The sequence below is a fragment of the Helicobacter pylori genome (assembly GCA_008032955.1).
GTDB lineage: Bacteria > Campylobacterota > Campylobacteria > Campylobacterales > Helicobacteraceae > Helicobacter > Helicobacter pylori_DC.
The window spans coordinates 1,193,114-1,215,764 of the sequence record CP032046.1 but is presented as its reverse complement, the minus strand read 5'-3'; the positions used below and the strand labels follow the sequence as shown (position 1 = coordinate 1,215,764).

General features: G+C 39.8%; 21 protein-coding genes and 2 pseudogenes. 13 read left to right on the top strand and 10 right to left on the bottom strand.

Annotation, left to right across the window (positions count from 1 at the left end):
• The first annotated feature begins 2 nt into the window (after positions 1-2).
• The 7 genes and pseudogenes from D2C72_05990 to D2C72_05960 all read left to right on the top strand — a co-directional run bounded on the left by D2C72_05990 (position 3) and on the right by D2C72_05960 (position 6,561).
• A complete protein-coding gene (locus D2C72_05990; GenBank protein QEF43825.1) occupies positions 3-1,166 on the top strand; it encodes an SH3 domain-containing protein in 1,164 nt (387 codons plus the stop codon).
• Positions 1,153-1,854, top strand: coding sequence for a 1-acyl-sn-glycerol-3-phosphate acyltransferase (locus tag D2C72_05985; GenBank protein QEF43824.1), 702 nt, complete (start codon positions 1,153-1,155; stop codon positions 1,852-1,854). The genes D2C72_05990 and D2C72_05985 overlap by 14 nt, the downstream gene beginning before the upstream one ends.
• Positions 1,851-2,552, top strand: coding sequence for a uracil-DNA glycosylase (locus D2C72_05980; protein QEF43823.1), 702 nt, complete (start codon positions 1,851-1,853; stop codon positions 2,550-2,552). The genes D2C72_05985 and D2C72_05980 overlap by 4 nt, the downstream gene beginning before the upstream one ends.
• Before the next feature lie 89 nt (positions 2,553-2,641).
• Positions 2,642-3,634, top strand: coding sequence for a type I glyceraldehyde-3-phosphate dehydrogenase (gap, locus tag D2C72_05975; protein QEF43822.1), 993 nt, complete (start codon positions 2,642-2,644; stop codon positions 3,632-3,634).
• 15 nt (positions 3,635-3,649) lie between these two features.
• Positions 3,650-4,858, top strand: coding sequence for a phosphoglycerate kinase (pgk, locus tag D2C72_05970; protein QEF43821.1), 1,209 nt, complete (start codon positions 3,650-3,652; stop codon positions 4,856-4,858).
• Between the two features lie 15 nt (positions 4,859-4,873).
• Complete coding sequence (gene corA, locus D2C72_05965) at positions 4,874-5,830, top strand: magnesium and cobalt transport protein CorA (protein ID QEF43820.1); 957 nt, start codon at positions 4,874-4,876, stop codon at positions 5,828-5,830.
• A gap of 6 nt (positions 5,831-5,836) precedes the next feature.
• Positions 5,837-6,561, top strand: a pseudogene (locus D2C72_05960) (TerC family protein).
• Positions 6,562-6,704: 143 nt separating this feature from the next.
• Here the strand turns inward: D2C72_05960 and D2C72_05955 are convergent.
• From D2C72_05955 to D2C72_05935, 5 genes are all read right to left on the bottom strand, one after another.
• The gene (locus D2C72_05955) at positions 6,705-8,780 is read right to left on the bottom strand and encodes an outer membrane protein (protein ID QEF44195.1); all 2,076 of its coding nucleotides are present in this window, start codon (positions 8,778-8,780) and stop codon (positions 6,705-6,707) included.
• Between the two features lie 189 nt (positions 8,781-8,969).
• A complete protein-coding gene (locus D2C72_05950; protein QEF43819.1) occupies positions 8,970-9,833 on the bottom strand; it encodes an energy transducer TonB in 864 nt (287 codons plus the stop codon).
• Entirely contained in the window at positions 9,799-10,188 is a 390-nt protein-coding gene (gene exbD, locus D2C72_05945) for a TonB system transport protein ExbD (GenBank protein QEF43818.1), read from the bottom strand. The genes D2C72_05950 and exbD overlap by 35 nt, the downstream gene beginning before the upstream one ends.
• Complete coding sequence (exbB, locus tag D2C72_05940) at positions 10,185-10,685, bottom strand: TonB-system energizer ExbB (GenBank protein ID QEF43817.1); 501 nt, start codon at positions 10,683-10,685, stop codon at positions 10,185-10,187. The genes exbD and exbB overlap by 4 nt, the downstream gene beginning before the upstream one ends.
• Positions 10,636-10,827 carry a hypothetical protein gene (locus tag D2C72_05935; protein QEF43816.1) on the bottom strand — a complete coding sequence of 64 codons (192 nt, stop codon included), beginning with the start codon at positions 10,825-10,827 and terminating at the stop codon, positions 10,636-10,638. The genes exbB and D2C72_05935 overlap by 50 nt, the downstream gene beginning before the upstream one ends.
• A 121-nt stretch (positions 10,828-10,948) precedes the next feature.
• Here D2C72_05935 and nikR point away from each other — a divergent pair, with 121 nt between their 5' ends.
• Complete coding sequence (gene nikR, locus D2C72_05930) at positions 10,949-11,395, top strand: nickel-responsive transcriptional regulator NikR (GenBank protein QEF43815.1); 447 nt, start codon at positions 10,949-10,951, stop codon at positions 11,393-11,395.
• On the top strand, positions 11,379-11,903 hold the full coding sequence (nadD, locus tag D2C72_05925) for a nicotinate (nicotinamide) nucleotide adenylyltransferase (protein QEF43814.1): 525 nt from the start codon (positions 11,379-11,381) through the stop codon (positions 11,901-11,903). The genes nikR and nadD overlap by 17 nt, the downstream gene beginning before the upstream one ends.
• Here nadD and D2C72_05920 read toward each other — a convergent pair.
• Positions 11,900-12,661, bottom strand: a complete 762-nt coding sequence (locus tag D2C72_05920) for a J domain-containing protein (GenBank protein ID QEF43813.1) — start codon at positions 12,659-12,661, stop codon at positions 11,900-11,902. The two genes, nadD and D2C72_05920, sit on opposite strands and share 4 nt — an antisense overlap.
• Positions 12,662-12,800: 139 nt before the next feature.
• Here D2C72_05920 and mnmA point away from each other — a divergent pair, with 139 nt between their 5' ends.
• Positions 12,801-13,829 (top strand): tRNA 2-thiouridine(34) synthase MnmA, encoded by a 1,029-nt coding sequence (gene mnmA / locus D2C72_05915; GenBank protein ID QEF43812.1) that lies wholly within the window; start codon positions 12,801-12,803, stop codon positions 13,827-13,829.
• 40 nt (positions 13,830-13,869) lie between these two features.
• Here mnmA and D2C72_05910 read toward each other — a convergent pair whose 3' ends face one another.
• Complete coding sequence (locus tag D2C72_05910; protein ID QEF43811.1) at positions 13,870-15,006, bottom strand: hypothetical protein; 1,137 nt, start codon at positions 15,004-15,006, stop codon at positions 13,870-13,872.
• A gap of 124 nt (positions 15,007-15,130) precedes the next feature.
• Between D2C72_05910 and dnaJ the strand changes: the two genes are divergently transcribed.
• The 3 genes from dnaJ to D2C72_05895 are packed head-to-tail and all read left to right on the top strand — an operon-like array spanning position 15,131 to position 17,278.
• Entirely contained in the window at positions 15,131-16,240 is a 1,110-nt protein-coding gene (gene dnaJ, locus D2C72_05905) for a molecular chaperone DnaJ (GenBank protein QEF43810.1), read from the top strand.
• Between the two features lie 10 nt (positions 16,241-16,250).
• Positions 16,251-16,937 carry an azaleucine resistance protein AzlC gene (gene azlC / locus D2C72_05900; GenBank protein QEF43809.1) on the top strand — a complete coding sequence of 229 codons (687 nt, stop codon included), beginning with the start codon at positions 16,251-16,253 and terminating at the stop codon, positions 16,935-16,937.
• Entirely contained in the window at positions 16,931-17,278 is a 348-nt protein-coding gene (locus D2C72_05895; protein ID QEF43808.1) for a hypothetical protein, read from the top strand. Before azlC ends, D2C72_05895 begins: the two co-directional genes overlap by 7 nt.
• On the opposite strand, the pseudogene D2C72_05890 reads toward D2C72_05895, so the two are convergent.
• From D2C72_05890 to D2C72_05880, 3 genes and pseudogenes are all read right to left on the bottom strand, one after another.
• Positions 17,275-20,387: pseudogene (locus tag D2C72_05890) on the bottom strand (efflux RND transporter permease subunit). The gene D2C72_05895 and the pseudogene D2C72_05890 overlap by 4 nt on opposite strands.
• Complete coding sequence (locus D2C72_05885) at positions 20,388-21,413, bottom strand: efflux RND transporter periplasmic adaptor subunit (protein QEF43807.1); 1,026 nt, start codon at positions 21,411-21,413, stop codon at positions 20,388-20,390.
• On the bottom strand, positions 21,410-22,648 hold the full coding sequence (locus tag D2C72_05880; protein ID QEF43806.1) for a hypothetical protein: 1,239 nt from the start codon (positions 22,646-22,648) through the stop codon (positions 21,410-21,412). The genes D2C72_05885 and D2C72_05880 overlap by 4 nt, the downstream gene beginning before the upstream one ends.
• Positions 22,649-22,651 lie beyond the last annotated feature (3 nt).

Here is a 22,651-nt window from a genome sequence, read left to right as displayed (position 1 = left end):
TCATGGGGTTTTTATTTGAAAAATCGTTAATGAGTTTTTGCGCCCACTCAATCAAAATCATTAAAGTCATTGGCTTGATTTTAAGCTTTTTGGCGGCTTTTTTGGTTGCTGAGAACGCTCATGAGCCAGAAGAAATCAAGGCTAAAGTGGCTTATGTGAAAATCCCCCAATTAGAAGATTTAGAAAACACCCCAGTTTATATCGGTCAAACCATAGGCGTAACTTATGATTTATTGTTGTTTGACGCTGAGTTTTTGGAAGCCAAAATCAAAGACGGGTTGGATAAAACCCAAATTGAGCTTTTAAGCAAGATGCCTAAATGGAAAAAGGTGGAAAAAGAGCTTTTCAGAGCGACTTATTATTACAAGATTAAAGGCATAAAAGCGATTATTCCGTCCTTAGAAGTGAGCGCGTTTTCCAATAAAGACAAATATATAGATTATTCCATAGCCCCCAAAGTTGCTTTGCAGGTAACGGATTTGTCCAAAAACCCTCGTTATGCGAATGTCATGGCCAAAGATTTACAAGTTGTGCAATACAAAACTAAAGACTATGACGATAAAAACAATATTTTGGTGATGGAATTAGCGTTCAAAGAGGCTAATTGGGAAGATTTTCACATCAAAGAAGCGATCAAACAGGGGTTTGATAACGCCTCTTTAAACCAAATCAAGGCTAAAGAAGGGAGCGTTTTTTATTATTGCGTGTTGCCTAAAACCCTTCAAAACCTTTCTTTTGATTACTTTTCGCTTTCTAATAGGCAGTTTAAAACCTTATCTTTTTCAGCCATTCCCACTCAAGACACTACCGGTATTCAAAGCGATCTCATCCCTAAAAACAATTTTTTAGTCTTTTCTAACGTGGCGCTGCTCGCTTTGTGCGTGTTTTTCTTGGTGTTGTTTTTCATTTTTGGGCGCAAACTCATTTTTTTAGGGCTTGGGGTTTTGTGCTTAGGGTTTGTTTTGTATAATCTTTTATTCACGCAAAAATCAGCCCTATTGCTCGCTCATAAAAAAATCCGCATCCTGCCCACGCAAAATTCCACCATTTTAGGGCTTTCTAGAGATGAAATGCCCATTAAAATTTTAGGCTCGCATGATGATTATTATAAAATCCTAACGCCGCATGAACAAATAGGATGGGTCAAAAAAGATGAAGTCAAATAGTTTAAGAGCGATTTATAGGGCTTTAGTGATCGCTATAGGCTTAGCCGTTATCATTGTTTTCAATTATTTCAACCGCAAAAACAATAACGCCCGCTCCAGCCGTAGGGCTTGTTCGTGTTTTTTTTCTCTCACCGGGGTTAATTTAGAACAAATAGGTTCCTTTGACACGGGCGCTAAACTCATTGTCTTAAACCACCAAAGCCTATTAGACATTATTTATTTAGAAGCCTACCACCCCAGTAATATTTGTTGGATCGCTAAAAAAGAGCTGGGCGAAATCCCTTTTTATGGGCATGCCTTAACCGATACCGGAATGATCTTAATTGACAGAGAGGATAAAAAGGGGATTGTGAGCCTTTTAAAAGCATGTAAAGAAAAACTAGATCAAAACCGCCCTTTAGTGATTTTCCCTGAAGGCACTAGAGGCAAAGGAGGAGAAAAATTCCTCCCCTTTAAGCAAGGGGCTAAAATCATCGCCGAAAAATTCCAGCTCAAAATCCAGCCCATGGTGTTAATCAATTCCATTAAAATCTTTAATTCCAAGCCCTTAGAAGCCTATAAAGCGCGCACCCGTTTGGTCATGCTAGAAAGCTATACGCCTGATTTTAGCTCGCCCACCTGGTATGAAGAATTACAAGAACGCATGCAAAAAGAGTATTTAAAACACTACCACGAACTAAACGCATGAAGCTTTTTGACTACGCTCCTTTGAGTTTGGCTTGGCGGGAGTTTTTGCAAAGCGATTTTAAAAAGCCTTATTTTTTAGAGATAGAAAAACGCTACTTAGAAGCCCTAAAAAGCCCTAAAACCATTTTCCCTAAAAGCTCTAATCTGTTTTGCGCGCTCAATTTAACGCCCCCTAGCGCGGTTAAAATCATTCTTTTAGGGCAAGACCCCTACCATTCCACCTACCTAGAAAATGAACAAGAATTGCCGGTGGCGATGGGGTTGAGCTTTAGCGTGGAAAAAAACGCCCCCATTCCCCCAAGTTTAAGGAATATTTTTAAAGAATTGCATGCGAATTTGGGCGTGCCTGTGCCTTGTTGTGGGGATTTGAACGCATGGGCTAAAAGGGGCATGCTCTTATTGAACGCCATTTTAAGCGTGGAAAAAAACCAAGCCGCTTCGCACAAGTATATTGGCTGGGAAGCTTTTAGCGATCGAATACTGATACGCCTTTTTGAAACGATCTCCCCTTTAATCGTGGTGTTACTAGGGAAAGTCGCCCAAAAAAAGATCGCGCTAATCCCTAAAAACAAACACATCATCATCACAGCCCCTCACCCTAGCCCATTATCTAGGGGGTTTTTAGGGAGTGGGGTTTTTACAAGCGTTCAAAAAGCTTATAGAGAGATTTATCGCAAGGATTTTGATTTCAGTTTGTGATTGATGCTTAATGAGACTAGAACCCCTTAAGAATGCCTTGATTTAAAAGCATTTGTGATAAAATATCAATTTTTAAATAAAGGGAAAACATGCCAATTAAAATCGCTATCAATGGGACCGGGCGCATCGGTTTGTGCGCTATAAGAGTCGCCAGTCAAAGAAAAGACGTAGAAATCGTAGCCATCAATTCCACCGCTGAATTAGAAACTCTTTTGCATTTGATACGCCACGATAGCGTGCATGGGCATTTTGAAGCCAAATTAAACGCTAATAGAACCTTAAATATTGGGCATAGTAAAAATATTTTAGTGTTGAGCGAGCGAGACATTAACAAGCTTGATTTTTCTGTCGCTAACGCAGAAATCATCATAGAATGCACCGGGAAATTCAATTCCCTAGAAGCTTCAAGCGCTCATCTTAAAAACAGCGTGAAAAAAGTCATCATCTCCGCTCCCGCGCAAAACACCCCCACCTTTGTCTATGGGGTGAATCACACCCATTATCATAACGAAAGCGTGATTTCTAACGCCTCTTGCACGACTAACGCTACCGCTCCTTTATTAAAAATCTTAGATGAAGCCTTTAAAGTAGAAAACGCGCTTTTAACCACCATCCACAGCTACACTAACGATCAAAACCTTTTAGACACCAAGCACAAAGACATCCGCCGCGCTAGAGCGGCTGGTTTAAACCTCATCCCCACAAGCACCGGCGTGAGTAAAGCCATTTCGCTAGTCTTACCGCATTTAGGCTCTAAAGTTACAGGCCTTGCGATTAGAGTGCCTACCCCTAATGTGAGCTTGGTGGATTTGTCCTTAAGCTTTAAAAAAGTTGTGAGTAAAGCGAGCGTTCAGCATGCGCTTAAAGACGCTTGTAAGCATGCCTTTAAAGGGGTTGTGGGTATTGATGAAGAAAGGCTCGTTTCAAGCGATTTTATTTCTTCGCCTTTTAGCGCGATCGTGATTGATGATCAAATCATGACAATAGGCGAAAAAAATGCTAAAGTATTGGCATGGTATGATAATGAAATGGGTTATAGCGAGCGCTTGATAGACATGGCGCAATATATAGCGCAAGATTAAAAGAAAGGATTTTTCATGTTAGCTAAAATGTCGTTTATGCAAAACGTTAAAAACATTCAAGAAGTGGAAGTAAGCCATAAAAGGGTGCTTATTAGAGTGGATTTTAATGTGCCTTTAGATGAAAATTTGAATATCACTGATGACACGCGCATTAGAGAGAGCTTGCCCACCATCCAATATTGTATTGACAATAAGGCTAAGGATATTATTTTAGTGAGCCACTTGGGCCGCCCTAAAGGGGTTGAAGAAAAATTGAGTTTAAAACCCTTTTTAAAACGCCTTGAAAGACTCTTAAATCATGAAGTGGTTTTTTCTCAAAATATCGCACAACTCAAACAAGCCCTAAACGAAAACGCGCCCACAAGGATTTTTCTTTTAGAAAACATCCGCTTTTTAAAAGGCGAAGAAGAAAATGATGAAAATCTGGCTAAAGATTTAGCGAGCTTGTGCGATGTGTTTGTGAATGACGCTTTTGGCACGAGCCACAGAAAACATGCCAGCACTTATGGCACGGCGCAATTCGCCCCTGTTAAAGTGAGCGGGTTTTTACTCAAAAAAGAAATTGATTCGTTTTATCAAGCGTTTAACCACCCTTTACGCCCTCTATTGTTGATTGTAGGGGGGGCTAAGGTCAGCTCCAAACTCACCCTATTAAAAAACATTTTAGATCTCATTGACAAGCTCATCATTGCTGGAGCGATGAGTAACACCTTCTTAAAAGCTTTAGGCTATGATGTGCAAGATTCTTCTGTAGAAGATGCTCTAATCAATGACGCCCTAGAATTATTGCAAAGCGCGAAAGAAAAAAAAGTCAAAGTCTATTTACCTATAGACGCTGTAACCACTGATGACATTCTTAACCCCAAACACATTAAAATTTCACCCGTCCAAGACATTGAGCCTAAGCACAAGATCGCTGATATAGGGCCTGCGAGCCTGAAATTATTTTCTGAAGTCATAGAGAGCGCGCCCACCATTTTATGGAATGGCCCCTTAGGCGTGCATGAAAAACAAGAATTCGCTAGAGGCACAACCTTTTTAGCCCACAAAATCGCTAACACTTACGCTTTCTCGCTCATTGGTGGGGGTGATACCATTGATGCGATCAACCGCGCGGGCGAAAAGGATAACATGAGCTTTATCTCTACAGGTGGGGGAGCGAGTTTAGAATTGTTAGAGGGCAAGATTTTACCTTGTTTTGAGGTTTTGGATAAACGCCATTAACTCTAAGGATCGCTTATGGTGAATGTGTTTTTCAAACAGCAAAAATTTGTCATTAAAAAACGCTTTAATGATTTTAATGGTTTTGATATAGAAGAAAATGAAGTTTTATGGTTTGAATTAATCAACCCTACGCCCAATGAATTAGCCACTCTAAGCCAAGAATACGCTATCCACTACAACATGGATCATTCCCAACGAGTCTCATCAGTAACCAAATACTGGGAAGACAGCTCCAGCGTTACGATCAACGCTTTTTTCACTAATCAGGATGAAAATGAGACTTTTCATACGGAAATGGCGACCTTTATTTTGTCTAATAACATTCTTTTCACGATTTATTACGGGACTTTAGAAATCTTTGATTCTATCCAAAAAAAGGTTTTGGCTAGCCCTAAAAAATTTGAAGACGGGTTTGATATTCTAACCAAAATCTTTGAAGTGTATTTTGAAAAAGGGGTGGAATGTTTGGAGTGGATCAACAAACAAACGAGCCTGTTGCGTAAAAACATCATTTTCAAAGAAACTTCTACGCATGATGACATTTTAGTGCACTTGTCCAATTTGCAAGAATTTAATGTGGCTTTAAGGGATTCTTTTTTTGACAAACGGCGCATTATCACCGCATTATTAAGAAGCAATAAAGTGGATAGCGATACTAAAAATAATTTAAATATCATTTTAACCGATTTCAGCTCGTTAGTGGAGTCTACAACGGTCAATCTCAACTCGCTTGATAACATTCAAAACCTGTTCGCTTCTCAAGTGAATGTGGAGCAAAATAAAATCATCAAGCTCTTCACTGTGGCGACCATGGCGATGATGCCCCCCACTTTGATCGGCACGATTTATGGCATGAATTTTAAATTCATGCCGGAGTTAGAATGGCAATACGGGTATCTTTTCGCGCTGATTATCATGGCGATTTCTACGATCCTCCCGGTGATTTATTTTAAAAAGAAAGACTGGTTGTAGCCTTTCATGGAATTTTTATCTTCGCTCTTAGACGCCCTTTCTACACCGCATGGCATAGTCTCCTTGGCTACGCTCACGCTTTTAGAGATCGTTCTAGGGATTGATAACATCATTTTTATCACGGTGATGGTTTATAAACTCCCCAAACACCAGCAAAATAAAGCCATGATTTTAGGCTTGGGATTAGCCATGATCGCTCGTATAGGGCTTTTAGGGATCTTGTTTTTCATCAGCCATTTGCAAAAACCTTTATTCGTTATAGCGGGCATGAGCTTTTCATGGCGTGATGTGGTGCTGCTTGCAGGGGGGCGTTTTTGGCTTTTAAGGCGTTAGTGGAACTAAAAGAGCAGATTTACCCTAAAGAAAAACGCCAAGAAAAAGCGTTTGGCTTTTTCATCACTTTAATAGAAATCATGTTTTTAGACATTGTCTTTTCTTTGGACTCCGTGATCACGGCTATTGGGATCGCTAAACACCTAGAAGTCATGGCGCTTGCTATCGTTTTATCTGTAATCGTGATGATGTTTTTTTCCAAAATTGTTGGCGATTTTATTGAAAAGCATTATCGCGTCAAAACTTTAGCCTTTGTGTTTTTGCTCGTTGTGGGCGTGATCTTGTTTTTAGAAGGCTTGCATTTGCACATCAATAAAAACTATTTGTATGCGGGCATTGGTTTTGCCTTGCTCATAGAATGCTTAAACATTTTCATAGAAAAGAAAATGAAAAAATAAGAAGCGTTTTTTAAAAACAAAATTAAAGGAGTTAATTGTAAAAGGCTTTCATGCTTTTATGAACAACTAAAATTTAATCAAAACTCATAAGTGCATAGGGGCATTTCGCAATGAAACCCCCTTAAAAAGAGGATTTGCGCCACCTAGTAAGCAAACACATAATTGAGGAAAAGGCTATACATCCTTCTGTATTCTAGTTCAGCGCCCATGAAAGAATAATAATCCGTGTTAATGGTGGGGATTTTCACGCCCAATTCCACGCCATGCTGCACGGCATGATCGCTGTCTTTTTTCTTTGCTCTAGCGAGGTTCATTCTCAAGCCTAAATTGAATAAAAATTGGAAATTTGCCACATTCATTTTAGCGCTATAAATATTACCCACCACATTCAAATTCACAAATTCAGAATTAAGCCATGAAGTCCCAGCTAACGCAAAGCCACCAAAAAGCCCCACGGAGAGCTTGTTATTCTTGCCTAAAAAGTTGGTGTTTTTATCGTTAATGAAGTTATAAAGCGCATCCATTCCCACCCCATAAGTCCAAACATCAGAAGCGGAGTTGAAAAAGCTGGATTTGATGAACGCATGGTTGTAATCAAAAAAGCCGTAATACCTTAACCCCCAATTCCTTTTTTTGCCAAAAAATTGCTTATAACCCGCTTGCACGCCGATCCCATTCATCGCGCCGTTATTGGTTTGAGAACTAATCATGCCAAAGCGCCTGAAAGGGTTTTTGCCTAATTCTTGCGTGGTGGCTTGGAGCTGGTTGTATTTGTTTGAATCCAAAGAATAAGTGAGCAAACCTTCTGGGGAATTAGGGTTTTGAGTGGAATGCGTCATGTTTTGAAGAGATTTAGCGTTAGGCAAGCTAGAGATACCGCTATTAATCGCTTTTGAGTCTTTATTCAGGGTGTTAAGGGCTTCTTTAAAATTCAAAATGGTTTGAGCCAAAGCCCTATCTTGATTGACCTGGTTGCCATAATAAGCGGTGTGTTGCTCTAAGGAATTGAGAGTTTCTTTCACAAACGCGCAACCTGAACCCCAAGTGTTATTAGTGATCACGCCAGCCGATCCTGCTTTACATTGTTCTAAATCCCCTTGAATAGGCCCTTGAATGCTGTGGAAATTGTTCGCTACTTGCTTAGCTAAATTTAAAATCTCTGCTTGAGCGTTCGCTCTATTGAGCATTTCTTGAGCAAACCCTTTGTCTTGAGAAGTGTAGGGGTTGAAATTGTCTGGTTGCGTGATTTGGGCGTTTTCATTAGCGTTAAGCTGTTGGGTTTTTGCTAGGGCTGTTTGAGCGTTTTTGATCATCTCATTAATTGCGTTAAAAGAAGGGCCAAAAATATCCATCACATTCCCAGGCGTAGAACTCAACCCCCACGCTTTACCGCCATTGCTCGTTTGCACATGCGGCTTTTGAGTAATAAGGACTTGCATGATAGTAGCGGCTTGTTGCAAAAGGTATTCAGCGTTATTATTGTATTTCAATTGTATTGTAGGCGAGAATGATGCTCCGCCTGAATAAGAGGTTGGGATCTCTTTCCCATTCTCTGTATAATAATGCTCTATGATATTGTTTTGTGTAGTGGTTTTATAATTGGTTTGTTGTATGTTGACTACCCCTGTTTTGGTGGTGTCGTTCAAGGCAGGCATTCCGCCTCCTTGGTTTTGGTTTAAAGCGGTTTGGATAATTTGATAAGCTTGGTTGAGTTTTTGGTATTCATCAATGGATAGGATGCCATTGGGGCCTGTCCCATACGCTTGATTGCAAGTGGTGGTTGTCCCATTAAGGGCTGGTGTGTTACCAAACGATTGGTAGCTTTGATTATTGGTAGGGCCAGGGCCGCAGCCAATAAAAAGGGCTATGACTTGCCACATGCCCACAGCCGCATTGAGCGCTAAAGCCACAGCTTGATAGGCCGGAGAAGTGGTGGTAGTGCTAGTGAGGTTGATCGCGCTTGAGCTTAAATTATTAATCGCACCGGTGATCGCACTGGGCGTGCTGGCTAGATTGACTAAGGAATTTAAGTAATTGTATTGGTTTAAAAGGTTGCTTAAGTTATCGTATCTGTCTGCAAGATTTTGCAATGCTCCAGTGTTTTTCACTTTTTGAACCGCTTCACCGATTTGATAGCCCACACTCATATAAAATCCGTCATCTTCAGCCCTTGATAATGAAGCCATGAGAGAAAGAGAGAGTAAGAGAGATTTTTTGATTTTCATGGTTTCTCCTTTTATTAGATTTTTCTTCTTAAAAGAAGCTTATATTATAAGCGATGAATGGAATTTTAACTAATTTTAGCGCCAAATTTTAGAGATTTTGTTTTTTTTTTTTGTAAAAATTGGGAAAAATGGGGATTTTGACCCGGCTTCTAAGGCTTGAATCGCCCTTAAAAGAAAGGCTAGCTAGTCTTCTTTCAAGCTATAAGCGATAGGGATTTTTAGATGCACGGTTTCTTCTGGTTTAGGGAACAGATGCGCCGCGCTTTTAATGGCCTCTAAAGCCGCATGGTTTAAAATATCTGTCGTGTTGCTTTCGACGACTTTAATGTCCGTAACGCTCCCATCAGCATTGATTGTAAAGCTCACTAACACTTCGCCCTCAATGCTCCTAATCTGCGCCATTTTAGGGTAGCGGTTCTTAGAAGAAATAGCGGTTTGGATCTTCATTAAGAACTCGTTGCTCACCCCTGGGTTATAAGCTTGAGCTTCAGAAGTTGCACCCTCAGAGGTTTTGTTAGACTCTTCTTGCTTGTCTTTTTCTTTGACTACATCTTTAGTCGTTACTTGTTTAGGAGCGCTTTTTTCTTTAGCTTCCTCTTTAGCTTCTTCTTTTTTGGGTTCTTCTTTAGGCTCTTCTTTCTTAGGTTCTTCAACTTTAGGTTCAGGCTTAGGCTCGGGTTTTGGCTTGGGCTCAGGTTTGGGTTTAGGTTTGGGTTTAGGTTTGGGTTTAGGCTTAGGCTTGGGTTTGGGTTTAGGCTTTGTAACCTCTTTTTTGGGCTCTTCTTTTTTTGGCTCTTCTTTCTTGGGTTTTTCTTTAGGCTCTTCTTTGGGTTTAGCCGACTCAGCATTAGTCTTTGTATTGGAATTAGTGTTAATGCTGGCTAAACTCATGGTAACCTTAGTGGTCCCCGCTTGCGCTAAAGGCTCTGGGGCGTCTTCGCGCAGTAAAAAATAGCCAAACCCTATAGCGTATAGGGCAAAAGAGATTAAAAAGCTAACACTCGTTGAAACTTTACTGAGCTTGCGTGGAGATGGAGAAATTTTCATGATTATGCTCTTTTAAAATATCCATAATGCTGATAAAAGTTTCAAAACGAGAGCTTTTGTCGCTTTTTAAGTCTATAAGGGTTTTAGGGTCTGTTTGTTTGACTACAGCGCTCAAAGCTTCTAAATTCGTCGGTTTGTCATCTACAAAAATATTGTCATGCTCATCTACAGAGATGACCACCACTTTTTGATCGTTTGACTGCGTTTTTTCCGCATTTTTAGCGTTAGGGAGATTGACTTTAATCTTACCTTGCGCGATAAAAGTAGAAATGCTTAGCACAATCGCTAGCAAAACGAGCATAATATCAATAAAAGGGACAACATTCAGCCCATCGCCTCTTCTGATGCTTTTCATTTTTTCATGATCCTAAATTTTTCACTCAAAACATCGGATTTTCTCAACAAGCTATTGTAAGCGATCAAAGTGGGAATCGCCACAGCAAGCCCTAGAGCGGTCGCTTTTAAAGCTAAAGACAAACCTACCATGATCGTTTTAGCGTCCATCCCGCCACTCATGCCCATGTCATAGAAAATCACCATGATCCCTAAAACCGTCCCTAATAAGCCCACATAAGGCGCGTTAGAAAAAATCACATAGAGAATGGTTAGATTCTTGGTTAAATCCAAATTTAGGGCGTCTATATCATCGTAAGCCTTCAAATTGACTTTGGAATAAAAAATAACCCTTTCAATCACAAACCACAAAGCTAAAAAACTCGCCACGCCAAGCACCGCAAAAACAAATATGTCCACATAATCTTTCAACATTCCCACTGAAAAACTGCCCATAAAAACTCCTTGTCTATGATAAAACAATTCCCTTAAGATTAAAGCAACATGCGATACAGACATACTCTAAAGAGCATGCACTCTTTAAGAAGCATTCGTTCGCATAAATGCTCCAAAATGATAAAGGAATGTTGGTTTGTTGATTATATTGTTTTAATAATAACAAGTCAATGATGATTAAGCCAATAATCACAATCAAATTCAAACGCTCTCATGACCAACCATTTAAATCCAATCTGTATTATAATTGTTCATTTTAAATTAATTCAATCATACTAGCATGAGCGGCTTTTAACAAACTCATGCCAAAAAAGGATTTTTCTCAAATGGATACACCCAATAAAGACGATTCAATCATCCGCTTTTCGGTTTCTTTACAACAAAATTTATTAGACGAATTAGACAACCGCATCATTAAAAACGGCTATTCTTCTCGCTCAGAATTGGTGCGCGACATGATCAGAGAAAAATTAGTAGAAGACAATTGGGCCGAAGATAATCCTAATGATGAGGGTAAAATCGCCGTGCTTGTGGTGATTTATGATCACCACCAAAGGGAATTAAACCAGCGCATGATAGACATTCAGCATGCCAGCGGGACGCATGTTTTATGCACCACGCACATTCATATGGATGAGCATAATTGTTTGGAGACGATTATTTTACAAGGCAATTCGTTTGAAATCCAACGCTTGCAATTAGAAATTGGGGGGCTTAGGGGGGTTAAATTCGCTAAATTGACTAAGGCGTCTAGCTTTGAATACAATGAATAGCGTCTTAAAATACAAAGAATTAGCGCTCTATGGAGGGAGTTTTGATCCCTTGCACAAGGCTCATTTAGCCATTATTGAGCAAACTTTAGAATTACTGCCATTCGCTCAGCTGATTGTCTTGCCCGCTTATCAAAACCCTTTCAAAAAGCCATGTTTTTTGGACGCAAAAACCCGTTTTAAGGAATTAGAATTAGCTTTAAAGGGAATGCCTAGGGTACTGTTGAGCGATTTTGAAATCAAGCAAGAAAGGGCCGTGCCTACGATAGAAAGCGTTCTTCATTTCCAAAAACTCTATCGCCCTAAAACGCTTTATTTAGTCATAGGAGCGGATTGCTTGAGGCATCTTTCTTCTTGGACTAACGCTAAAGAGCTTTTAAAAAGGGTGGAATTAGTGGTTTTTGAAAGGATTGGCTATGAAGAAATCCAATTTAAGGGGCGTTATTTCCCTTTAAAAGGCATTGACGCGCCGATTTCTTCTAGCGCGATTAGGGCTAGTTTGGGGGTTTAGGCGTGTTTTTTAATGTGGCTATAGGCTTCTTGAATGATAGCAAAACGTTTGGCATAAAGAGCCTTTTTTTCTTTCAGATCGCATAAATCAGGGTGGTAGGTTTTAGCCAACTCCAAATAGCGCTTTTTGACTTCGCTGAAATTTTCATGTTTGATAAACCCTAGCGTTTTATAGCATTCTTTTAATTTGCGTTCAGCCAAGGTGGTGTAGCTGTCCTTGCCAAAGCCATTAGGGTAGATGAAATCTAAGCATGCGTTATGGACGATTCTATTTTCATTGAGCGTTACAATGAGTTCCCAAAAACGCTCTGAATCGCCCCTTATATGCAATTCATCTTGGGTTTCTAAAAACACATAGCCGCTAAATTTCTGGCGTAAAAAGCGCTTAGCGATAGGGTGCTTGGTGATAAAAAGCGCGTATTCTGCCCCAAAGGTTAAAACTTTCACCTCTATCTTTTCTAAAAGCGTGTTTTGAGCTATGATTTTGATGCGTATGGGCAGGTGGCTTTTTTGTAAAACCTCTTCTAAAGAATGCATGCTAATATCTTTCTCATGCGTGCATTCAAGGGCATGATAGACCCAATTAAGCAAGTAGTTTTTTTTAAAGCATTCCGTGTCGTTTAAGATGAGTAGCGATGAAGAGAGCATGTGGCATTGGCTGAAATGCTTTTTGGCGTAGTGTAAAACTTTTTTCAATAAAGGGTGGCTGTTAGGGAGCGCGATTTGCGTGAATTTGGCTAACAATTCAATTTTGGCCATTGCCCTTATTTTCTCCATGCGTTTTGATGCGATTTTTAAAAATCTTTAGGTATTTTAGCATGCCAATGGTTAAAAAAAGGTGGTTATGAATGGTTTTTGCGCTAGACTACGAGCCATAACTCATAATGAAAGATTAAAAATGAAAATAGCGGTATTACTCAGTGGGGGGGTGGATAGTTCTTATAGCGCTTATAGCTTAAAAGAGCAAGGGCATGAATTAGTGGGGATTTATTTAAAACTCCATGCGAGTGAAAAAAAGCATGATTTATACATTAAAAACGCTCAAAAAGCGTGCGAGTTTTTAGGCATTCCTTTAGAGGTGTTGGATTTTCAAAAGGATTTTAAAAGCGCGGTTTATGATGAATTTATCAGCGCGTATGAAGAAGGGCAAACCCCTAACCCATGCGCGTTGTGCAACCCTTTAATGAAGTTTGGGCTAGCTTTAGATCACGCTTTAAAATTAGGGTGTGAAAAGATCGCTACCGGGCATTATGCGAGGGTCAAAGAAATTGACAAGGTGAGTTATATCCAAGAGGCTTTGGATAAAACGAAAGATCAGAGCTATTTTTTATACGCTTTAGAGCATGAAGTTATCGCTAAATTGGTGTTCCCTTTAGGGGATTTGTTAAAAAAAGACATTAAGCCTTTAGCCTTGAACGCGATGCCTTTTTTAGGCACTCTAGAGACTTATAAGGAATCTCAAGAAATTTGCTTTGTGGAAAAAAGCTACATTGACACTTTAAAAAAACATGTTGAAGTGGAAAAAGAGGGCGTGGTGAAAAACTTACAAGGCGAAATCATTGGCACGCATAAGGGCTATATGCAATACACGATTGGCAAACGCAAAGGCTTTAGTATTAAAGGCGCGTTAGAGCCGCATTTTGTGGTGGGGATTGACGCTAAAAAGAACGAGCTAATTGTAGGCAAAAAAGAAGATCTCGCCACGCATTCGCTTAAGGCTAAAAACAAATCTTTAATGAAAGATTTTAAAGATGGCAAATATTTTATCAAGGCTCGTTACAGGAGCGTGCCTGCTAAAGCGTTTGTCAGCTTGAAAGATGAGGTGATTGAAGTGGAGTTTAAAGAGCCTTTTTATGGCGTGGCTAAAGGGCAAGCCTTAGTGGTTTATCAAGATGACATCTTGCTTGGCGGTGGCGTGATCGTTTAAGGCTTTTTGCGTTTGTATCCTAGTTGATCGCTTTTTTAACTCACTCTTGCTTAAAATTTTCAAAGCTAGGGAATCCATGCGGATCTAGGCGGATATTTTTAATGGAAGCCTTTTTATCGCTCAAATCACCGCTCAAATTGGAAGGCTTTGGCGTTTTGGCATGCTGTTTGGCTAAAAGGGCTAAAACTTGGGCGTTTAACGCCATGGTTTCATTCAAAAACGCCATTTGCTTATTTAATTCGCTTAAAAATTCTATATTCAAGGTTTTTAAAGTATGCTCGTAATTGGCTAAGATTAAAGCATGCTTTTCTTTATTGTTTTTAGCGTCTTTTAATTCTTTGTCTCGCTCTATTAGGGCGTTTTGGTAGCGTTGGTGCAATTCTTTAGCGCATGATTTGAGATTTTCTTTATCGCATAAAAAGCGCGTTTTTAAAGTTTCCAGGCGTTTTTCTAAGGGTAAAAAGGTTTTTAGAGCGTCTTCTTGGGCTTGGATTTGGCTTTGAAGCTTGTTTTTAAATTTTTTCAAACGCATGGCTTTATAGGCTTGAAAATCATGGTTTATGAGAGCGTTGTATTCTAGGGTTTTGTTATGGGATTGTTGGTTATGGGCTTGGTTTTCTAAAACTTGATCGCATAAGGCGTTTAAAGCGCTCATCAAATCCAATTGCGAGAGCAAATGGGCGAGTTTAGGCTCTTTGAGCAAGAAAAGGGCGTTGTTTTTTTCTTGGACTTCTAAAGCGTTTGACGCCTCTTCTAAACTCTTAACGCCGCTCAAATAAGGGCAATGCTCTTGCAAGAAAAGCGTTTGGGATTCTTTGATTAAGCGTTCTTGCTCCATGCTCTCTTTTAAGCGTTTTTCTAAAGCTTGTAATTTTTCTAATTCCAAAGCGCTTTGTTTCAATAACGCATCCGTGTCCATAAGGCGGATTTGGCTGGCGTTAAAAAAACGCCTTTGGCTAGTTAGGGTGCTGTTAGCCTTTTTGATTTCTTTGAGTTGATCCTGGTTATTGGAAAGCACATTTTGATAGATTCTTAAACTTTCATTGAGTTTGTAAAGCATGTCAGAAAGCTGTTCGTTGGAGCGCGAGAGCTTGGCGTTAGTTTGAGAATCAAAAGTCATCATTATCTGCGCGTTTGAAAAGGTTAGAAAGAATAAGAAGAAGCAAAAAAATCTCATAAGGTTATCTTTATTACTATAGTTTCATCGTGTTATTTTATCTAAGTTTTGGCATGCGCTAAAACACGCAAAATTATCGCTTTTAAGATAAAATAAGCGTTTTGATGCCATTTTTGGAGCGATCGTGGAATTGAGTTATTATGAAATTTTAGAAGTGGAAAAACACAGCAACCAAGAGACCATTAAAAAGTCTTACAGAAAGCTAGCTTTAAAATACCACCCAGACCGAAACGCCGGCGATAAAGAAGCCGAAGAAAAGTTCAAGCTCATCAATGAAGCTTATGGGGTGCTAAGCGATGAAAAGAAACGGGCCTTATACGATAGGTATGGTAAAAAAGGCTTAAACCAAGCCGGCGCGAGCCAGAGCGATTTTTCTGATTTTTTTGAAGATTTAGGCTCGTTTTTTGAAGACGCTTTTGGGTTTGGCGCTAGGGGAGGTAAAAGGCAAAAAAGCTCTATCGCGCCGGATTATTTGCAAACCCTTGAATTGAGTTTTAAAGAAGCGGTTTTTGGCTGTAAAAAAACCATTAAGGTCCAATACCAGAGTGTCTGTGAAAGTTGCGATGGCACGGGCGCTAAAGACAAAGCCCTAGAGACTTGCAAGCAATGCAACGGGCAGGGGCAGGTGTTTATGCGCCAAGGTTTTATGAGTTTTGCGCAAACTTGTGGGGCGTGTAAAGGCAAGGGTAAAACCATTAAAACCCCATGCCAAGCGTGTAAGGGTAAAACCTACATCCTTAAAGATGAAGAAATTGATGCGATAATCCCTGAGGGCATTGATGATCAAAACCGCATGGTGCTTAAAAATAAAGGCAATGAATACGAGAAGGGAAAAAGAGGGGATTTGTATTTAGAAGCGCGAGTCAAAGAAGATGAGCATTTCAAGCGCGAAGGCTGTGATTTGTTTATTGAAGCGCCGGTATTTTTCACCACTATCGCTTTAGGGCATACGATTAAAGTGCCGTCTTTAAAAGGGGACGAATTGGAATTAAAAATCCCTAGAAACGCCAAAGACAGGCAGACTTTTGCGTTTAGAAACGAGGGCGTGAAACACCCGGAAAGCTCTTATAGAGGGAGTTTGATCGTGGAATTGCAAGTGATTTACCCTAAAAGTTTGAACAAAGAGCAGCAAGGGTTACTAGAAAAGTTGCATGCGAGTTTTGGCTATGAGGGCGAGCCGCATAAAAGCGTTTTAGAAACTTGTATTTCTAAAATTAAAGACTGGTTCAAATGAAAGGTTGTGGATGCATGAGTTTCTAAAAGCCTTTAAAGACGCTTTCCCTCATACCATTTCTATCTTGTTAGGGTATTTGCTTATGGGAATGACTTTTGGAATGCTTTTAGCCCAGCAAGGGTATGATTATAGAGTCGCCCTGTTCATGTCGTTATTCATCTACGCTGGGGCGGTGCAATTTGTAGCGATCACGCTTTTAAGCGCGCAAGCGAGCTTGATGAATGTCGTTATTGTGAGCTTGTTGGTGAATGCGAGACAGACTTGTTATGCGTTTTCTATGCTAGACAGATTTAAAAACACCCAATGGCGTTTGCCCTATTTAGCGCATGCGCTCACGGATGAAACCTTTGCTCTATTGAATTTATACGCTCCTAAAGAGGGGGTTAGTGAAAAAGACTTTATTTTTAGCATTTCCTTACTCAACCACTCTTATTGGATTTTTGGCTCGTTGGTGGGTTCGTTGGTGGGAACGCATTTTTCTTTTGACACTCAAGGCATGGAATTTGTGATGACAGCGATTTTTATCGTGCTGTTTATGGAGCAATACAAACGAAACACAAACCACAAAAACGCATGGCTTGGGATTTTTATTGCGGTTGTTTGTTTAGCGCTCTTTGGGACTGAATACTTTTTGCTCATCGCTTTAGTTTTAATGGTGCTTGCTCTTATTTTGTTTAAAAAGCAGTTAGAATGTTAATGCATTCTATACTCATTATTTTAGTCATCATATTAACGACTTATTTCACGCGCATCTGGCCTTTTATGGTGTTTAACGCTAAAAACCCGCCCAACGACTTTGTGCGTTATTTGGGTAGGGCTTTATCATGCTCAGTGATAGGCATGCTCGTGGTTTATTGTTTTAAAGACATTCAAATTTTAAAACCCCCTTATGGAATCAATGAAATCATCGCTTTTTTATCCGTTATCCTTTTGCACCGCATTTTTAAGGTGTTTGTTTTAAGCATTACGCTCCCTACCATTCTCTATATGGTTTTAGTCCAAAGCCATGCGTTAGAAAAGGCTTTTTTTAATCCCTAAAATGGTGTTTGATGGCTTTTAACCCTAGCGTTTTTAATCACAAAATACGCCGTAGGGATAATAAAAAGCGTTAAAACAACGCTGCTTATCATGCCTCCTAGCATGGGCGCAGCGATGGATTTCATGATTTCACTTCCTGTGCCATGGCTATACATGATCGGAATGAGTGAAGCTAAAATGCTAAAAAAGGTCATAAGCTTGGGCCTTACCCTAAGCACCGCCCCATGCATGATAGCTTCTTTTAAGGCGGTAGTCGTCTGTTCTTTTAAAGGGGTTTTGATGAATTTTTGAAACGCGTCTTCTAAATAAATAATCATCACAATAGCCGTTTCGCTCGCTACCCCTAAAAGGGCTAAAAAGCCCACTAACGCTGCCACGCTCATGTTAAATCCCATGATATTCATAAAAATTAACCCCCCCAAAAACGCAAAAGGCAGAGTGAAAAAGCATAGTAAGGAATTAGTGAGATTCTTTAAAGCAAAGACAATTAAAATAAAAATGATAAACACGCTCACCGGCACGATGTATTGTAAGGTTTTAAACGCTTCTTCTAAATACTGGCTCTCACCGCTAAATTCATAATAATACCCGCTAGGCAATTGGATTTTTTCTAGCGCTTTTTGAGCCAGTTGTCTGTAGGTATCAGAGCTGATATTGGCTTGGGGCACAATATAAATAAAATTCACATTCAAGCCCTTTTCGCTCTTTAACACCGCCGGCGAGTTGTCGTAATAGATGCGGGCTAACTCCCTTAAGGGCATGTAATTGTAAGCGGTTTTGATGTAGAGGTTTTGTAATTTTTCAATGGTGTTTCTTTCGGTGTCTTCTAAGCGTAAAGAAATGGGGTAATTTTCTACGCCCTTAATCATGGTAGTGAGCGTGGCTCCGCCCAAAGCGAATTTAATCGCATCTAACACGGCGTTTTTATTGATGCCATAACGAGCCAGATTTTCATCGTTCAAATCCAGCGTGATGTAGTAACCATTATTGGATCGCTCCGCAAAGACGGACAAACTCTCTTTTAGGGTTTTGAGCTGTCGTTCCATAAGGATCGCTAATTCTTGTAATTTATCCGTGTCATTACCATAGAGCTTGATGCCTAGGGGCGTTCTAATCCCGGTTAAGAGCATGTCCGTTCTCCCACGAATGGGGTAAGTCCATGAATTAGTCAAGCCTTTTAATTGCAGGGTCTTTTCTAATTTATCCCTAACTTCTTTATAACTGAGCTTTTCTTTCCATTCGTTTTGCGGCTTTAATTCAATGTAGGTTTCTATCATGGCTAAACCGGCAGCATCGGTGCTGGTGTTAGCGCGCCCCACTTTACCAAAAACTTGTTTGACAAAATCCAATCGCTTGATAGCGCTATTACTTTTTTTCAAATATTCTAAGGCGGTGTCAATGCCCACGCCATTAAGCGTTACAGGCATATACATCACTACCCCTTCATTGATTTGGGGGATAAATTCCCAGTTGAGTTTTTGATACGCTACATACAAGCCCCCTAAACCCACAACGCTCGCTATTAAAAAAGCGTATCTGAACTTAAGCACAACATTCAAACTCACGCCATAAATTTTCATGAAAAAAGCGTTAATAGGGTTTTTAGACTCTTCTAAAATCCGCCCTTTAATGAGCCATACCATTAAAATAGGGACCATAGTGATAGAAAGCAGGGCTCCTACTAGCATGGCAAAGGTTTTGGTGTAAGCTAAAGGGGCAAAAAGCTTTTCTTCTTGACCGGTGAGCGCAAAAATAGGCAAGAAAGAAACCACGATGATCATTAAAGCAAAAAATATCGCGCCCCCCACATGCTTAACCCCTTGCATGATGGCATTAACCCTTTGAGCGTTGTCTTTTACATCAATGTGTTGCAGATGCTTGTGAGCGTTTTCCACCATCACAATCGCCGCATCCACCATCGCCCCTATAGCGATCGCAATGCCCCCTAAACTCATAATACTCGCTTCAATATTGAAATAACGCATGAGCAAGAAACTGATGCACACGCTTAAAGGCAGAGTGATAATCACCACTAAAGCGCTCCTAAAATGCAGTAAGAAAATCGCAATAATGACTAACACAATCGCGCTTTCTTCTATGAGCGTGTGGATCAAATTGTCAATGCCTTTTTCAATCAATTCGCTCCTGTCATACACGCTGGTGATTTTCACATCAGGGTTACTCGCTTGTAAGGTGGCGATTTTTTCTTTAATGGCTTTAAGCACCTTATAGGTGTCAGCGTGATAGCGCACCATAACAATCCCCCCACTACTTCCTTATCGCCATTGAGATTAGCCGCTCCTCGGCGTGGTTTGGGCGCTAGCCTAACGCTGGCTATATCTTTAATCTTTAAAGGGATAGCCCCTTCTTTTTTAACCACAATTTCTTCTAAATCCTTCAAAGATTGGATATAGCCATGCGATCTTATAATTTTTTCAAACCCGTTTTCTAAAATAACGCCCCCACCGGTATCGTTATTGGAATTTTTAATCGCGTTAGCGACTTGTTCCAAACTCAAGTTATAGCGGATCAGAGAATCGTTTTGAAGCGTTACTTCATAATCCTTCACAAAGCCCCCCACGCTTGCAACCTCACTCACCCCATCAACCCCTAAAAGCGCGTAGCGGTAATAGAAATCTTGCAAGACTTTCAAATCGCTTAAATTCTTGTTGCCGCTAGATAGAGCGTATTGATACGCCCAGCCAATAGAGGTGGAATCGCTCCCTATTTCTACTTTAGCGTCCTTAGGGAGATTACTCACTCGGTTTAATTGCTCTAAAACCCTATCCCTAGCCCAATACAAATTGACGCCGTCTTTAAAAATGATGTAAATCAAGCCGCTTTCATAGCTAGAAATCCCCCTAACCGTGTCAATGTTAGCGATGCTCATGAAAGTAGAAACTAACGGGTAAGTAACCTGCTCTTGCACGATTTTAGGGCTTTGATTGGGGTAAGTGATCTGCACGACCACTTGAGCGGGGCTTAAATCCGGCAAAGCGTCTAAACGAACGCTTTTTATCGCCCACAAAGAGGCTAAAAAAATGAGTAGGGTTACTAAAGTGGTAAGGAGTTTGTTTTTAACGCTTAAATCAATGATTTTTTCTATCATTCAATAATCCCCATTGTTTTGAGCGTCAGCGTCTAGCACGAATAAAGCGTTATTAGCGACTTCTTCGCCCGCTTCTAAACCCTCTAAAATTTCATAACTCCCATCGCTCAAGCGGACGGCTTTAATTTCTAATGGGCTTAAGCCAAAATCGTCTTTTTTAAACACGATAGCTTTTCCCCCTTTAATCAAAACCGCTTCTTTAGGCAAAATCTTCATTTTTTGGGGTTTTTGAAAGATTTCTACTTGAGCGAACATGTTAGGGTAATAAAGCTGTTTAGCATTAGGCACATTGAAGCGCGCTTCTAGCATTTTATCTTGCGGGTTTATGATGGGGTTGATGTTTTCAAGCGTGATTTCTTGCTTGCCTTTAACCCCTTCTACAAACAAGATCGCTTGATGCGTGTTTTTTAAAAACTCTAAATCCTCTTGATTGACTTTAACAAGCGCCCACAATTGGCTTAAATCTATGATTTGAAACAGCTCTTGCCCTTTTTTAAAAAAGCTCCCCTCATTGAGATCCGGGCTTTTTTTAAAAATAACGCCGTTGAAGCGAGAGTAAATAGTGATTGCATTTTGGACTTTATGGCTGCTAATGATTTTTTCAATGCTAAAGTTTTCTAGCCCTAGTAGTTTTAATTTTTCTTTAATCGCTCCCACTTGCTGGTTGAATTTCAATGACGATAGCAATTCGCTTTGAACGCTCACTAATTCAGGGGAATACACGCTCAATAACCTATCGCCCTTTTTAATGGGGGTATAGGTTTTATTCGCATAAAGCTTTTCCACATAGCCATCAAAACGCAGGGTTTGAGAAAAAATCAGCGCTTCATTAGGCTCTAAAATCGCATAATAGCGCCGGCTTTGGGCGAATTCTTTTTCTATGACCTTAGTGGTGGAAATGTTAAAACGGGTTTGGCTTTTAATTTCTTTAGTTTTTTTAGTCTCTTGAGTTTCTTTAATTTCTTGAGCGTTAGCCAATAAGAGGCTAAAAAATAGGGTCATGGCTAACAATAAAAGCCGTTTCATTCTAATCCTTTAAGGTTTTGTAAGGACAAATAAGCGCTATTGAGAGCACTCAAGGTTTCAAGCTGGGTGATTTGAATGGTGATTTTGTCGTTAAAAGCGTTGTAATAAGCGTTGTAATCGCCATTAGATTTCAAATCAAGCGCATAAATTTGCGCGATTTTTTCATTCTGCTTGATGATTTTATTGATCGCTTCCAAGTTTTTTTGCAAGGTTTCTAATTTTTTAAGGAGTTTTAGGGCCAGGTGGCGCGTTTTGTTTTTGGCGTTTTCCACTTCGCTTTTAAACACTAAGCTTTCTTTTTTCTTTTGCTCCACTAATTTAGCCTGCTTGCCATAAATGGGCAAAGGGATAGACAAAGCGACGCTAAACATGTCATAGTTATAGTATTGTTTGGAGCGGAAATAATACACCCCGGTAACGTTTACATCTTCTAAAAAGCTTTTTCTAGCCAAAGTGATGTCTTTTTGCGCTTTTTCTTCATCAAGCCTAGCGATCGCAATATCGTAATTAGTGGCGCTAATGTTATATAGCTCTTGCTCGTTATTGAATTCAAAATTTTTAGGGGCAATGCTTAAAAGCTCGTTTTCTTTAAAAGTCAATTCACCCATAGAATAATGGCTGCTAGAGAGTGCTTCTTCTAAATTGTTTTTTTTGATTTCTAATTGCGATTTTAAAATTTCTAACTTGGCGATCGCTATTAAATTGGGCGAGCTAGAATGGTTGGCTTGATAAAGGGTGTTTTCTAAATTTTTAATCGCTGTCTTTAAAAGCTCTATTTCTTGTTGGTTTTTATAATTTTCAATGCCGTTTATCATTAAATTAATCGCTAATTGCTGCTTGGTTTTTTTAAGCTCTAATATTTTTTTTTGTTTTTCTAAATTAATCATTTGAGATTGCGTGAGTTTTTTACCATTTAAATCCACTTTTTGAGACAAACCCAAGCTCATGTTTTGCATTAAGGTGCTATCCAGCCTGAAAAAATCGCTCACATTAGCGTTGTTATAGCCTAAATACAAAATGGGGTTATCCCATTTGCTAACGACTTTTTCTTGAGAATTTAAGGCGTCAATTTGCTCCTGTAGGGCTTGTATTTTTTGATTTTTAGAAAGGTATTTAGCCACAAAAGTTTGGATCTCTAAATCTTTAGCCAAACCCAAACTAAAAAGCAGTAACAAGGCTGTTAAAAGGCGTATTGAAACGCCCCTTTTATCAAACGCGCTTATAAAAGATAGCATGCG

Bases quoted from the DNA above. Each gene is read 5' to 3' on its own strand.
- D2C72_05990 (QEF43825.1), top strand. From the start codon at position 3: ATGGGGTTTTTATTTGAAAAATCGTTAATGAGTTTTTGCGCCCACTCA.
- D2C72_05985 (QEF43824.1), top strand. From the start codon at position 1,153: ATGAAGTCAAATAGTTTAAGAGCGATTTATAGGGCTTTAGTGATCGCT.
- D2C72_05980 (QEF43823.1), top strand. From the start codon at position 1,851: ATGAAGCTTTTTGACTACGCTCCTTTGAGTTTGGCTTGGCGGGAGTTT.
- gap (QEF43822.1), top strand. From the start codon at position 2,642: ATGCCAATTAAAATCGCTATCAATGGGACCGGGCGCATCGGTTTGTGC.
- pgk (QEF43821.1), top strand. From the start codon at position 3,650: ATGTTAGCTAAAATGTCGTTTATGCAAAACGTTAAAAACATTCAAGAA.
- corA (QEF43820.1), top strand. From the start codon at position 4,874: ATGGTGAATGTGTTTTTCAAACAGCAAAAATTTGTCATTAAAAAACGC.
- D2C72_05950 (QEF43819.1), bottom strand. From the start codon at position 9,833: ATGAAAATTTCTCCATCTCCACGCAAGCTCAGTAAAGTTTCAACGAGT.
- exbD (QEF43818.1), bottom strand. From the start codon at position 10,188: ATGAAAAGCATCAGAAGAGGCGATGGGCTGAATGTTGTCCCTTTTATT.
- exbB (QEF43817.1), bottom strand. From the start codon at position 10,685: ATGTCTGTATCGCATGTTGCTTTAATCTTAAGGGAATTGTTTTATCAT.
- nikR (QEF43815.1), top strand. From the start codon at position 10,949: ATGGATACACCCAATAAAGACGATTCAATCATCCGCTTTTCGGTTTCT.
- D2C72_05920 (QEF43813.1), bottom strand. From the start codon at position 12,661: ATGGCCAAAATTGAATTGTTAGCCAAATTCACGCAAATCGCGCTCCCT.
- mnmA (QEF43812.1), top strand. From the start codon at position 12,801: ATGAAAATAGCGGTATTACTCAGTGGGGGGGTGGATAGTTCTTATAGC.
- D2C72_05910 (QEF43811.1), bottom strand. From the start codon at position 15,006: ATGAGATTTTTTTGCTTCTTCTTATTCTTTCTAACCTTTTCAAACGCG.
- azlC (QEF43809.1), top strand. From the start codon at position 16,251: ATGCATGAGTTTCTAAAAGCCTTTAAAGACGCTTTCCCTCATACCATT.
- D2C72_05895 (QEF43808.1), top strand. From the start codon at position 16,931: ATGTTAATGCATTCTATACTCATTATTTTAGTCATCATATTAACGACT.
- D2C72_05885 (QEF43807.1), bottom strand. From the start codon at position 21,413: ATGAAACGGCTTTTATTGTTAGCCATGACCCTATTTTTTAGCCTCTTA.
- D2C72_05880 (QEF43806.1), bottom strand. From the start codon at position 22,648: ATGCTATCTTTTATAAGCGCGTTTGATAAAAGGGGCGTTTCAATACGC.